Genomic DNA, 14,201 nt, shown 5'->3' on the forward strand with positions numbered 1-14,201 from the left:
ATTCATTTTTTTGTATCATATTTCATTCTCCCTTGCATAGTATAAAAAAGTGAGTTAATTTCAGGCAAACTAGTATGATTCTGGTCTGGAACGAGAACGGTTCAGTTTTCTTTGTGCTTACATACGAAGTTTTTATGAAGTGTGTAGAATTGAAGGGAGAAGAAAAAGAGTGCTAAAAAGGCTTGGTTTCACTTTTCTAGGTTTAATTATTATGTGTTCATTAATTATGGGAGCGGCATCAGCTACAGGAGTAACATACGACCCACCTTCGTTAACTGAAAATACGAGTCCTCAAACAACTGACAAGCAATATGCAGGGAAAGTACAAAAGCAGTTGGAGAGTTTTGGTACATTAATTACAGGGTTATTAACATTCAAATAAAAAAGGTAGCAGCTAATAAAATAAGTAGTTCAGTTTGGAGTACAAAAACACTTACGAATTCATAATTCAATTCGTAAGTGTTTTTTTATACTTTACAAAACTATATAATTTTCGTTATTAAGTGAGTTTTCACACATCAACGCACACTATAGATGGTAATTATTTACTTTTACTTAATCTTTTTAAAATAGCCTTTTCGTAATCATACATAGCCGGAAACTTAAATCGGGTATATACCACTAAGACATAATCTCTCAACACCATAGAAAGGGGAATTTGATAGAGTAATAGAAATGCTAATCCCATGTAATAATGATAATGTGCAAACAAAACGACAGTAAACTCATAAAAGGAATTAGAAGCAAATATTACTACCAAAAAGCCCAATATTCTTAATAACAAGGGAAATATCAACACGATAAATGTTAAAATTAAAGACAGTTTCCACACATAAGGCTTCGCATTAAAAGTCCCTTTGCCACTTTCTCTTAAATGACCATGCTTAGCTCTTATGAATCCATATATCACCGAGTAGACTGCAATCACAACACCTAAGACGATGACAAAAAGACCAAGAAGCCTAAACATTTGCATACTTTCCAACGAAGACAAATGCCACACACTATGAATCAAATTATCATATAGCAAAATCTGATAGAAACCATGCAATACTAACGGGGACAAGAAAACGAATATAGCTGCAACAATAGACTGAAACTTCATGAATTTGTATCGAGTGAATTTACCACCAAATATAATACCCATTAAAAATTGAATAATAGATACACACAACATAAATAACCACCAATAAGCCATCGCTGTCGTTTCCTTATCATATACTGACATTTCCTCGGCATTTGCAAAAATGATGAATGTAGCAATTACCGAGAGGATTAAATTTAATAATCCTCCTCCTGCGAAAATAGCACCTATGTGGTTAGCACCAAACGAACTACTGACTTTTGAGAAATCCTCCATTTTTAATTCCGAAATCTTCATTATTTCTACTCCCCCCTTTAAGTAAAACCAGATTAATACATCCAGTGTAGACATTCCCTATTATATAATCAAACGTTTGATTAAACTCTGAAAAACCTTGATATATAAAGAAATAGCCACCTATTACAGGTGGCTTTCGTTTGCAACAGGTTGGTACTCTGTTGTTTTTTTATGTTTCATGCCAGAACGGAAGCAAAATAGACCCACAAACCCTAGAATTAGATAAAGTACCGCCATTCCAGATGAAGGTAGTACAGCACCTATTGTTAAACCTAGACTACCAAGTAACATGGCTGCATTAAAGGATAAGCTGTCTACTGCCATGTAGGAAGCACGAGCGTGATCAGGAATCATACCTGCTAAGATGGTCTGTTTAATCGGCGAATACATTAACTCACCTAAAGTGAAAAGTACGGCAGCACCTACTAATATGAAGAAACTATTGCTAACAGCCAAGGCACTAAAACTTAGAGAGTAAATAACTAACCCAATGGTCAGTATGAGCTTGTGACTAAACTTACTTAGCCATTTACTTAAGTGTAGTGTAGCAACGACAACAAAGACTGTATTAATGAGAATGATAAGACTGAACATTTTAATACCGGTAATTTCAAAACCAAAAAGACTCGCATGAAACTCTTCTTTTAAACGAACAGCAATATATTTGTCTAATTGGAACTCTAGCGATAAAACAAAAACGGTACCCATTACGAAAAACATAAATTTGCTATCTTTTATCACATTGAGGTAATTAGTAAAAATACTCTTACTAAAGCTTGGTTTGTTATTCTCCTCATGAGCATGTATCTCTTTCATTGACTCATCTATCAAGAAAATAATAATGAGTAAAGTAACGATGCTAACAAGAGCAAACATACAAAACAGAATGAATCGTCCACTTTCAAAGAATAATCCTCCTAATACAGCCCCAATGGAAATAGCGATGTTTCCTGACCAATATTGAAGACTGTAAATATAAGGACGTTCTTTTTCGGTACTGCTATCAATAATCATCGCACTTGCAGCAGGATTGATAACACTTGAGCTAACATTACTAATAAGGAACATGAAGTATGTAACCCATACGGATAGAAACCATGGAGAATTCGCTAGAGCCATAATAGTTAGGGCTCCAATCTGAATGATTAATGCAAAAATCATTACTTTTTTTCTACCTAAACGATCCGATAAATACCCAGCATACAGCCCCGCAAGAATGGAACAAATGACATTCAGGGTTAAAAGGAGTCCTGCTATGCCTTGCCCGACTTGGGAGGAAAAATAAATCGCCATAAAAGGGAATATAGCCATTTGCGACAGATCGGTTATAAAGTCTGTATAGAGTCTAATTTTAATATTTGACTGTAAATCACGGAATTTCATTATTATCTACCTTCCTTCTTCTCCATTGATTATAATGAAGAAAAATAGGAAGAAAAACTGTAAATATAATTTATAAATTTCGTATTTTAGGAGATCTCATGAATACTCTAGAACATTATGTCAATATGCGTCTAGCTTTTATACATGTACATGATAACCAAGAAATTCTAACTACCGCAGCCATCCTAGCAGAGAAAATGTCTTGTACTATCCGGAATGCTAATCTCATTATGAAGAAAATGATAGAAAATGAATGGATTAGTTGGACACCACAAAAAGGTAGGGGGAGACAATCCACACTGATTTTTCATTTATCATTACTAGAGGCTTCGCGGACACATGTAAGCCGTTTAATAAATGAAAAGAAATTAGAAGAAGCTTATACCTTTTGCACATGGAGTGAGTTACCTCCATCTGTTAAAGGTGTACTATTGAACCTGTTGCAAAACCAATTCGGTTTTCATTCCTCCTCCGAATTTAGTAGGCGAGTGGATGTTCTAAAAATACCTAATGATGAAAAAATACATACTCTTGATCCAGCAAAAATCGCGATTGTTCACGAGGCACATATTGTTACACAAATTTTTGATACATTAATTAAATATGATAAAAAAAGTAATTATTTTCAACCAGGATTGGCTTTTGCATGGGAAGAGAAATCTAGTGGAAGGGAATGGACGTTTTATTTGCGAAAAGGAGTGCCTTTTCATCATGGTAAAACCTTAACAGCAGAAGATGTTCAATATACCTTTAACCGCTTAAGATTTGATGAAAATCTGCCAACAAAGGGACTGTTCGATATTATTAAAGAGGTAGAGATGATAGATGAAGTGACCGTTCATTTTATATTGAAAGAAACGAGTTATTTTTTCTTAGATTTAATTAGCAGCTTCTATGCCTCTATTATTCCAAAAGATGTCAAAGTAGATGAACTCCATCCAGTGGGAACAGGACCTTTTCAAATAGGTAAGCATGATGAAAATATTTTAACACTCGAGGCATTTACGAATCATTTTTTAGGGAGACCGTTTCTCGATAGAATTGAAATGTGGTATGTTCCGAAATCTTATATAAATAAATTAGAAGATGAGGGAATGGAGCATGAAAAAACAACGTTTAAAGAGTTAGGTAGTTATTTCTTTGTTTTTAATTTTAATAAAGAAGGTATTCACCATAATCATTACTTACGTTTGGCCATACAAAATTTACTGGATCAACAACAACTTGTCTCAGAATTAGGGTTTCCTAGAAGAATGGTTGCAACAAGTTTTCTCGTTGCAAAAAGTGAAGGTAGTACACCAGTTACGAATAGTATGGAGAGGGCTAGAGAATATTTAAAACTTAGTGGCTATAACGGCGAAACAATTAAATTGGGTACTTTTGATTTTGACGAAGCAATGGAAGATACGAATTGGCTGAAGGAACGATGTAGGAGCATAGGGCTTAATTTGGAGATAATTTCTATACCGTTGTCTAACATTTATGAGAAAACTCAAATGAGTACATGCGATTTGTTTTATTCAGGGGAAACTTTCGAGGAAAACGAACTGTTAAGTTATTATATTTTATATAAAAGTGAAAATAGTGTACTCCGTTTTAGTCTAAATGACAGTTTAAGAGATAAGTTAGATTGTCTACTAAGTACTGTACATACTAAACCAACCATAGCTGAGAGAATGGACTACATTCAGCATATCGAGGAATGGTTCATTAAAGAGGCTATGGTCATCTTCACTTATCATACATATGAAGAGCAAAACTATCACAAATCACTAAAGGGTATAGAAGTAACTGGCTATGGGATGCCTGATTTCAGACGCTTATGGGTTAAACGTAGTCAGGAAGATTCAAAAAATGAGTTAGTGAGTTATTCTATTTTTATACCGTAAGTAAGGGGCTGTCCAAAAAGTCAGTAATACGACTCTTTGAACAGCCCCTTATTTTTGGTTTTAGCCGCTTAAAATAAGTCTGTTGATTTCCGTTCCAGGCACTTCGCTTTCCGCGGGGCGGGCGGTGAGCCTCCTCGTCGCAAGCTCCTGTGGGGTCTCACCTGTCCCGCTGCTCCCGCAGGAGTCTTCGTGCCTTCCACTCCAATCAACAGAGTGCTAATTATAAAGATGGAACGATCAAAAGTATTTTTAAATAAAACAAAGGAATTTTTCGGACAGCCCCAGCTTAGCCTAATTTATATTAGGAAGGGTAATTTCCTCTAATCCATTACCATCCATCGTCATCTTATATAGATGATACTGAGGAGTTCGTTTTCCGAAATTTTGATCGACCATAAAATAAATGGTCTTGCCATCATGACCTATAACTGGATCTGTTGAATAACTTTCAAGATTAGTAAGTTGCTTTTCTTCTTTCGTATCTACGTTATACCGATATAACTCATATTGAAATGTATCACCTGAGTCAACATTGCTAATAGAATTGAAGATCATTTCGTTTCCAGTGGGTGTAAAGGTAAAGCTAAAAATATCTTCTTCTCGCTCTATATCTGATGCAATGGTAGGATTTTCAGGGTGATCAAATGAAATGTTAAATACTCTTTGTTTTGTATTAAAAATCTCCTCTGCCGTTTCAGCATCTGCATCATCGTCCATTACTACATAGACACTTTTAGCGTCAGGTGCGATTGTTAATGAGTTCATGTTATATTTTTTCAAATTAGTGATTTGGGTATGGTTTTCTTGGACAAGGTCATATTCCAAGATGTCCATGTCATGTGGTCTTTCACTTGCAATTGGAGAATAATTTTCAAAAGTTCCTGCTTGTAAATAAAATAGCGAGTTTCCGATTGGCGAATATTCGATTTCAGTTACAATGTAAGGGACGTTGAATAACTCTCTTATTTCCTGTGTTCGTAAATCTAGAAGATGAACGCTGCTCTTCAGCTCTGATTTCATATCCTTAAATGTAGAAATGAACGCTAAAGTTGAACCATCCGGTGAAAAGGACGGGTCCAAAATCATTTGCTCACTCGTTAATTTAATTGCCTCCGCATTTATTGCCTCATCCTTATTGTATAAACGAAGAGCGGGGATACCATCTCTATACATGACATAAGCAATGGTGTTTTTTGAGGATACATCGTAATACTGACTTAAACCTTGAAGTTTTTCATTTTCAGTTTTGTTTAAAAATAGACCTGCTACAATTAAACCAATTGTTATGGCTACTAATAACAGGAATAGGATCACAAGTGTTTTTTTCTTAACCAAAATGGAACCTCCTATTAGGATTCTAGAATCCTATGAAGAAATATAAAACAGCAATAGTAATACAAACCAGTGGTAGAAAAGCTAATGTAATGGTTAAAGTCTTATTTTTATGAGCCATTTTCGTTTGAATATAGTAAGAAGCAGCCCATATGGTTAGAGGAATCAAATTGAGTAGAATGGTAAGTCTAACTTCTCCGTAAGCAAAAAGATATCCCCATAAAAAGAATAGTGTTCCGGCACTAATAAATAACCCACTAGTAATGTTCATTATGTGTATGAGTTTTATAGGTTTATAGCTAGAATTAATATCATGTGTCGTAGCCTGATAAATAAGGAAAATGGAAAGAATTATATTTAGCCAAACCCAAATGGTTAAACCAAGAGAAGCTGTGTGATCAATGGAGTTAACCATGAGATACCCATAGATTGCAGTTAATAAATGAATAACTAATAGACTATTCAGCCAGCGTTTACAATTAAAAGTATAATTCTGTTGTAAGGGAATAAACACTAGCAAAGAACTAAAACCTATAAATAGTATTAGCCAGGTAATTTGTGCATTTCCCTCGACTAATAAGTGAAACATATACGCACTAATTGCAAATAAAATAGATGAAATACCTAAAGTAAGCTGCAGCTCTTTTCGAAAGGGAAACAGTGACTGCTGAATTTGATTTCCTATCACACTCTCTGAGCCGAATTGTTGCATTGCTTTTTCTTCAGCTTCCGCTTGTGTGAGTCCTTCCTCAAGCATGATTTCGTCTTTAGAAAGTTGTAGATGGACGAGCAGCTCTTCATATAAATCCTCTTTTTCTTCCTTCGAACAATCGGTTTGTTGCACAATTTGAGTTACATACTTCTCTAATTTGGATTTCATATTAATCCCTCCGAGCTCTTACGGACTAGATTCTCTACTAAATTCCAATTACGTTGTTTCTTCTCCAGCTCTTTCACTCCTGTTTCAGTAATACGATAGTATTTTCTTCTTCCAGCACTTGTCTCAGACCAGTAAGACAGAATAGATTCTTGTTTTTCTAGTCGTTTAAGTGCAGGGTACAATGTTCCTTCACTCATTTCGTATTGTTCATCACTGAGTTGTTTTAAAATCTTTGTGATCTCATATCCGTATAAATCTCTTTGATTTATTAAAGATAATATTAATAAATCTATGCTTCCTTTTAGCATTTCTTTATCCATGTTCATCACCTAAAAATTGTATTTGTTAATAACATTGTAATTCGATATACCTCGTATTACAAGGGTAAAGATATTTTTTAAGGTTTTCGTTTCGGATTTTTTTGGAAAGGATGATTAATTAATTCACTTAAAGATATTCCGATATAGTATTTTTATAATTTCCAATCTTAGCAAGACAATTGCAATTTCGAATATAATAAATACCCTTTTATTTAAAAACAATGTTCTTTATAATGCACTTATGTCTTAATTTATTATTTTAAGAAAATTTTAAAAAAGAGAAAGGAAGGGAAGCGGAATGTCCAAACAGAACAATAACGGATTTGTTATGCGTTCTTTAAATGTAATTGAACGTGTCGGTAATAAGCTACCTGACCCTGTTACATTATTCGCTATATTCTCCCTGGCAGTTCTAGTTTTATCTGCAGTGTTTTCTAGTATGGGAGTTAAAGTGGAAGACCCATTAAATAAAGGGGAAATGTTGGAGGTTAAAAACCTTTTAAGTTCTGAAGGAATTTTATACTTATTTGAAAGTGCAGTTACTAATTTTACTGGCTTTGCGCCACTAGGGACGGTTTTAGTAACCATGCTCGGTATCGGTATCGCGGAAAGATCTGGTTTAATTAGTGCCGCATTACGAGGTCTAGTTACATCGGTACCTAGACAATTAATGACTGCCGCTTTAGTATTTGGTGGAGTTATGTCTAGTATGGCTGCTGATGCGGGATATGTTGTGTTAACACCACTCGGAGCTGTTTTATTTGCTGGATTAGGTAGACATCCATTAGCCGGTTTAGCCGCAGCATTCGCGGGTGTTTCTGGGGGCTTTAGTGCAAATCTATTACTTACATCCCTTGACCCATTACTTGGTGGATTAACAAAGGATGCAGCAGCTATGATTGATCCGGAATATGCTAGTACAATTAACTATGCAATGAACTACTACTTTATGATTGTGTCTGTATTTGTACTAACTATTGTAGGTACTATTGTTACAGATAAAATTGTTGAACCAAGATTAGGAACTTATAAAGGTTCTGTGAAAGAAGAAGTTGATTATCTAAGACCAGAAGAGAAAAAAGGTCTTTGGGCCGCATTATTTGCGTTTATATTAACAGGTGTTGTGATTGCACTTCTAGTAGTACCAGTGAATGGTCCATTGCGTGCTGGGACAGAAAGAATCATCGATGCTCCATTCTTCCATACACTTGTTCCAGTCATTCTCATCATGTTCTTTATTCCTGGATTTGTGTACGGAAAAATTACGAAATCCATTAAAAATGATAAAGATGTTGCTAATCAACTATCAGATACGATGTCAACAATGGGTTCATATATCGTATTAGCATTCGTTGCCGCTCAATTTGTTGCTTATTTCAGTGAATCAAAACTTGGAATTGTTCTAGCAGTAAACGGAGCTGAATTCCTTGAGGCAACAGGTTTTAAAGGTATTCCATTAATCTTAACATTCATTGTTATTTCAGGATTAATTAATTTATTTATTGGAAGTGCCTCGGCGAAATGGGCAATCATGGCACCTGTATTTGTGCCGATGATGATGGGGGTTGGGTATTCACCGGAATTTACTCAGCTTGTCTATCGTATTGCTGATTCAACAACCAATGTTATATCTCCTTTAATGCCATACTTTGCTATTGTTATTGCTTTTGCTCAAAAGTATGACAAAAAAGTTGGGATTGGAACGTTGATTTCAACGATGCTACCATACTCCATTGCATTCACAATTGTGTGGGTAATTGTCATGATAATATGGATGTTAACGGGTATTGATATTGGACCAGGATCACCGATTTATTATACAAAATAATAATCTAGAGCTGACATTCATTGTCGGCTCTTTTTTATTGTCTTAAAATCCTCTAGCTGTGATTTTGAATAAAAAGCTTATGCCTAGAAAATTTCCGTATATATTCACAATTTTAAACAAAAATATCATTAGTGAATACTTTCTAGGAGTGAGAAAAATGAAGCTTAAAGTAAAAAGATTTTTTACAGGGGCATTAACTTCAATATTATCAATTGGTTTACTCGTAGGTTGTGCAGATGGTGGGGATAAGAACGAAGGTGCTGGTGGAAAAACAGAATTAGAATTGTTTTCAAATAAGTCAGAGAGCATCGATACGTTAAAGAAGTTAATTAGTAAGTTTGAAGAACAAAATCCAGACGTTAAGATCAAGCTAAATGCACCACCAGAAGCTGAAACCGTTTTAAAAACAAGATTAACAAAAAATGATTTGCCAGAACTTTTAGCTATTGGTGGTAATGCTACATATGGGGAACTAGCTAGAGCAGGTGTATTCGCAAATTTTGAAGGTACAGAGATGTTAAATAATATTCAGCCAGCTTATGTTGAAATGCTTAATCGCCTAGTTGGTCCCGAAAAAGAAGGAGTATTTGGAGTTCCTTATGCTACCAATGCAAATGCGGTCATTTATAACAAGGATATGTTTGAGGAACTGGGTGTGACCGTACCAACGACTTGGGATGAATTTATTTCTGTACTAGATAAAATTCAAGCAAGTGGTCAGACTCCGATTTATTTTACTTTGAAAGATGCTTGGACAGCGCTAATTCCTTGGAACTCAGTTGCTGCAAACGTTCAACCTGAAAACTTCGCACAAAAGAAAAATAATGCTGAAACTACTTTTAAAGAAAGTTATCCAGAGGTAGCTGATAAAATGCTACAACTGTTGAACTATGGACATAAAGATAACTTTGGTGTTGGTTACGGAGATGGAAATACGGCATTTGCCAAAGGTGGAAGTGCCATTTATCTTCAAGGGAACTGGGCAATTCCAGAAATAAAAAAAGCAAATCCTGATATAAACCTTGGTGTATTTCCTATGCCGGTTACAAATACTCCAGACAATAATAACCTCGTATCAGGAGTAGATGTTCTCTTAACGATGAGAGAAGATATGCAAGATAATGAACAGGCTAGAAAGTTTATTGAATTCATGATAAACGAAGAAAATGCCACGCAATATACTTCTGAGCAAAAGGCATTCTCTGCTGTTCAAGGCGTTTTCCAAGAGGAGCCAGAGTTTGAGGGAATTAGAAAAAACTTTGAGGAAGGAAGATTAACAAGCTTCCCGGATCATTACTATCCAGCAGGGATGGGGGCAGAAAATTTAATTCAAGATTTCTTATTGAAAAAAGATGCAGGTAAATTCTTAGATAAAATGGATCAAGAGTGGAACAAGGCAATTAACCGTTAGTGATATATTAGGGGCATCTACTATGGTGCCCCCTTCTTTTTAATGAAGAAATCATTGTGAAAACAGTCTAACTAAAGGGGATGTATCATGAAGTCGAGAGCTTATTTACTCATGACAATTCCGGCTATAGCATTATTTTTTATCTTTCACACTTACCCTGCTTTACAAGGGATTTTTTATAGTTTCACTAATTGGAGAGGGTACGGGGATTTTGACTATGTTGGCTTTAAAAACTATATAAACGTCTTAAGAGACGACCGAGCTCTATCAGCCTATTTATTTACATTTAAGTTTGCCATTGTGTCAACCATCTTAGTGAATGTATTTAGCTTAACAGTGGCTATTGGATTAAACTCAAAAATTAAGTTCAGAAAAACATTAAGAGCTATCTATTTCTTACCTAATATTTTAAGTATTGTCATAGTCGGGTTTATTTTTAATTTTATTTTTACACACTTTATCCCGAACTTCGCAGAGGACTTAGGAATTAATGCATTAACACAAAATATTCTTGGGAATCCTGACTTAGCTTGGGTAGGTGTTGTTATTGTCGCTGTTTGGCAAGCGGTCGCGTTTAACACGATATTATATCTAGCAGGATTAATTACAATTTCTGATGACTTATACGAAGCTGCTAGTATTGATGGTGCAGGGATATGGCATAAGTTCTGGAGAATTACGTTTCCATTGATTGCTCCTTTTTTCACTATTAACATGGTACTGGCCATGAAAAATTTCTTAATGGTATTCGACCATATCGTGGCATTAACAGGAGGGGGACCAGGACAATCAACGGAATCCATTTCCTTACTTATTTATCGCGGGGGATTCCAAGGTGGAGAGTTTGCGTATCAATCAGCAAATGCCGTTGTCTACTTTATTGTAATAGTTGCAATCTCCGTCTTTCAAATTCGAGTACTACAACGAAGAGAGGTGGAAATGTAAATGGTTAATAAAAAAACAAATTGGCCCGTAACTATACTGTTGATTTTAGGTTCACTATTGGTATTGTTTCCGATATATTTAACCTTATCTGTTGCATTAAAAACTCCTCAAGAGATGGCAGAGTCTCTTCTAGCCCTACCATTGGGGTTGCATTTTGAGAACTTTGGAAGAGCAATAGAAATGACCAATTTCTTTAATGCTTTAGCTAACAGTGCATTCATAACTGTTTTTGCTGTAGTATTTACATTGTTAACGAATTCTCTAGTGGCTTATGCCATAGCTCGAAATATGCACAAAAAATTTTATAAATTTTTGTATTATTATCTTGTAAGTGCTATGTTTGTTCCATTCCCAATTATTATGCTCCCAATTGTTAAACAAACAAGTCAATGGGGAATGGATAACTTAGTTGGCTTAATCTTTTTATATATTGTTTATGGATTAGCCTTTAATGTCTTTTTGTATGTAGGGTTTATTAAATCAATACCTAAGGAACTTGAAGAGGCCGCCATTGTAGACGGAGCAAGCACTTGGACCGTTTTTTGGAAAGTTATCTTCCCGTTATTAGCCCCGATGAATGCAACCGTTGGAATTTTTACAACTCTATGGGCTTGGAATGACTTTATGCTGCCTCTTGTTATTATAAGCGACCAAGACTTAGCTACCCTTCCGTTAGTGCAATATATATTTCAAGGCCAATTTAGTACCGATTATAATTTAGCCTTTGCTTCTTACTTGATGGCCTTACTTCCTTTAATCGTAGTATATATATTTGCACAAAACTGGATTATTGCTGGTGTTACTAAGGGAGCCATTAAATAAGAAACCGGATACATGAATAGTATGGAGGATTGAAAATGGAAAAAAAGTGGTGGAAAGAAAGCGTTGTATATCAAATTTATCCTAGAAGTTTTAAAGATAGCAATGGAGATGGAATTGGAGACATCAAAGGGATTACTTCAAAGCTAGATTATTTAAAGGAACTAGGTGTGGATGTTGTTTGGTTATCACCTGTGTATAAATCTCCAAACGACGATAATGGATATGATATAAGTGATTACCAAGATATTATGGATGAGTTTGGCACAATGGAAGATTGGGAAGAGATGCTAGCTGAAATGCATAAGCGTGGAATCAAGCTTATCATGGATTTAGTTGTAAACCACTCTTCAGATGAGCACAAGTGGTTTGTAGAATCTAGAAAATCAAAGGATAACCCTTATCGTGATTATTATATCTGGCGTCCAGGAAAAGACGGGAAGGAGCCAAATAACTGGGAATCTGCATTTAGTGGGTCAGTTTGGAAATATGATGAGGCAACAGAAGAATATTTCTTACATATCTTCTCTAAAAAGCAACCTGACTTAAATTGGGAAAATCCTAAAGTTAGAGAAGAAGTTTATAACATGATGACTTGGTGGTTAGATAAAGGTATTGATGGTTTCCGTATGGATGTTATCAACTTCATTTCAAAAGTGGAGGGTCTGCCTTCTGCACCAAATCCAGAAGGAAAACCGTATGTATCAGGTCATGAGTATTTCATGAATGGGCCAAGAATCCATGAGTTTTTACAAGAAATGAACAAAGAAGTTCTTTCTAAATATGACATTTTAACTGTTGGAGAGATGCCTGGAGTTACACCAGAACAAGGAGCATTATATACGGGAGAGGAAAGACACGAGCTAAATATGGTTTTTACCTTTGAACATATGGATTTAGACTCTGGTCCTGGGGGTAAATGGGATTTAAGACCATGGAAGTTAACAGACTTGAAAAAGACCTTATCAAAATGGCAGACAGAGCTAGAAGGGAAAGGTTGGAACAGTTTATATTGGAATAATCATGATCAACCACGCGTCGTTTCGCGCTTTGGAAATGATTCAAAATACCGAGCAGAATCTGCAAAAATGTTAGCAACCTGCTTACATATGATGCAAGGTACTCCATATATCTATCAAGGTGAAGAACTAGGAATGACCAATGTAAAATTTGAAACCATTGATGAATACAAAGATATTGAAACTCTCAACATGTATAAAGAAAAAGTAGGTTCTGGTGAAAGAGAGCCTGAAGATGTTATGGTATCTATTTATACAAAAGGTAGAGATAACGCTCGTACACCTGTCCAATGGGATGATAGTGAGAATGCGGGATTCACAACAGGGACTCCTTGGATAAAAGTAAACCCGAATTATAAAGACATTAACGCTAAAAAAGCTTTAGAAGATGAAAACTCTATCTTTTACTATTATAAAAAGTTAATTCAACTACGTAAGCAGCATGAGATCATTGTGTACGGTAAATATGATTTATTGCTGCCGGATAGTGAAGAAATTTACGCCTATACTAGAACATTCAATAGCGAAAAACTGCTAGTCGTAACAAACTTTACTTCTGAAACATTGCAATTTGAATTACAAGACGATATTACCTATACAACAGCACAGTATATAACCGGTAACTATCCAGAAGAGAATAGAGACTTAAGAAAACTTACATTAAAGCCGTATGAAGCTTTAGTTTATAAATTAAGCTAACTAGTGACTGTTTAATAAGTTACTAAAAATAAAGGAAGTGAAGAAAAATGTATTGTTTTCTCCACTTCCTTTTCTATTTAGTATAGAGTATAAAGCACTGAGTTGATTGGAGGGGAAGGCACTTGACTCCAGCGGGATATAGAGGAAAGGTCGAGACCCCACAGACGGACGTCGAGTTATCATGAACGAAACTAGCTCCTTACTCGTAAATTCGTAGGTTAATTTGGTAAGAATGTTTATTGATAAAACAAACCAAATCAGAGCTACATTACGGAAGGAGCTAGTTATTATGAAG

At 35.3% G+C, this 14,201-nt stretch carries 12 protein-coding genes; 7 read left to right on the plus strand and 5 right to left on the minus strand.

Annotated elements, in window-relative coordinates:
- The first annotated feature begins 169 nt into the window (after positions 1-169).
- Positions 170-382: a hypothetical protein gene (locus SM124_RS17855; protein WP_322447880.1), complete on the plus strand. Its 213-nt coding sequence runs from the start codon at positions 170-172 to the stop codon at positions 380-382.
- Positions 383-541: 159 nt separating this feature from the next.
- Here SM124_RS17855 and SM124_RS17860 read toward each other — a convergent pair whose 3' ends face one another.
- The gene (locus tag SM124_RS17860; RefSeq protein ID WP_322447881.1) at positions 542-1,381 is read right to left on the minus strand and encodes a hypothetical protein; all 840 of its coding nucleotides are present in this window, start codon (positions 1,379-1,381) and stop codon (positions 542-544) included.
- Positions 1,382-1,504: 123 nt separating this feature from the next.
- A complete protein-coding gene (locus SM124_RS17865) occupies positions 1,505-2,764 on the minus strand; it encodes an MDR family MFS transporter (RefSeq protein ID WP_322447882.1) in 1,260 nt (419 codons plus the stop codon).
- Between the two features lie 98 nt (positions 2,765-2,862).
- Here SM124_RS17865 and SM124_RS17870 point away from each other — a divergent pair, with 98 nt between their 5' ends.
- Entirely contained in the window at positions 2,863-4,653 is a 1,791-nt protein-coding gene (locus SM124_RS17870) for an ABC transporter substrate-binding protein (RefSeq protein ID WP_322447883.1), read from the plus strand.
- A gap of 291 nt (positions 4,654-4,944) precedes the next feature.
- Here SM124_RS17870 and SM124_RS17875 read toward each other — a convergent pair whose 3' ends face one another.
- The 3 genes from SM124_RS17875 to SM124_RS17885 are packed head-to-tail and all read right to left on the minus strand — an operon-like array spanning position 4,945 to position 7,185.
- A complete protein-coding gene (locus SM124_RS17875) occupies positions 4,945-5,988 on the minus strand; it encodes a TolB family protein (protein ID WP_322447884.1) in 1,044 nt (347 codons plus the stop codon).
- A gap of 22 nt (positions 5,989-6,010) precedes the next feature.
- Positions 6,011-6,865 (minus strand): permease prefix domain 1-containing protein, encoded by an 855-nt coding sequence (locus tag SM124_RS17880; RefSeq protein WP_322447885.1) that lies wholly within the window; start codon positions 6,863-6,865, stop codon positions 6,011-6,013.
- Complete coding sequence (locus tag SM124_RS17885; RefSeq protein WP_322447886.1) at positions 6,862-7,185, minus strand: PadR family transcriptional regulator; 324 nt, start codon at positions 7,183-7,185, stop codon at positions 6,862-6,864. Before SM124_RS17885 ends, SM124_RS17880 begins: the two co-directional genes overlap by 4 nt.
- A 298-nt stretch (positions 7,186-7,483) precedes the next feature.
- On the opposite strand from SM124_RS17885, the gene SM124_RS17890 reads away from it, so the two are divergent.
- The 5 genes from SM124_RS17890 (at position 7,484) to SM124_RS17910 (ending at position 13,906) form a co-directional block, all read left to right on the plus strand.
- On the plus strand, positions 7,484-9,013 hold the full coding sequence (locus SM124_RS17890; protein ID WP_322447887.1) for an AbgT family transporter: 1,530 nt from the start codon (positions 7,484-7,486) through the stop codon (positions 9,011-9,013).
- 157 nt (positions 9,014-9,170) lie between these two features.
- The gene (locus SM124_RS17895; RefSeq protein ID WP_322447888.1) at positions 9,171-10,424 is read left to right on the plus strand and encodes an ABC transporter substrate-binding protein; all 1,254 of its coding nucleotides are present in this window, start codon (positions 9,171-9,173) and stop codon (positions 10,422-10,424) included.
- 87 nt (positions 10,425-10,511) lie between these two features.
- On the plus strand, positions 10,512-11,369 hold the full coding sequence (locus SM124_RS17900) for a carbohydrate ABC transporter permease (protein WP_322447889.1): 858 nt from the start codon (positions 10,512-10,514) through the stop codon (positions 11,367-11,369).
- Positions 11,370-12,191 carry a carbohydrate ABC transporter permease gene (locus SM124_RS17905; protein ID WP_322447890.1) on the plus strand — a complete coding sequence of 274 codons (822 nt, stop codon included), beginning with the start codon at positions 11,370-11,372 and terminating at the stop codon, positions 12,189-12,191.
- 35 nt (positions 12,192-12,226) lie between these two features.
- Complete coding sequence (locus SM124_RS17910; protein ID WP_322447891.1) at positions 12,227-13,906, plus strand: glycoside hydrolase family 13 protein; 1,680 nt, start codon at positions 12,227-12,229, stop codon at positions 13,904-13,906.
- Positions 13,907-14,201: the final 295 nt, after the last annotated feature.

Origin of the sequence: Robertmurraya mangrovi (assembly GCF_034427655.1) — a bacterium.
In the GTDB taxonomy this organism is placed as follows: domain Bacteria; phylum Bacillota; class Bacilli; order Bacillales; family Cytobacillaceae; genus Robertmurraya_A; species Robertmurraya_A mangrovi.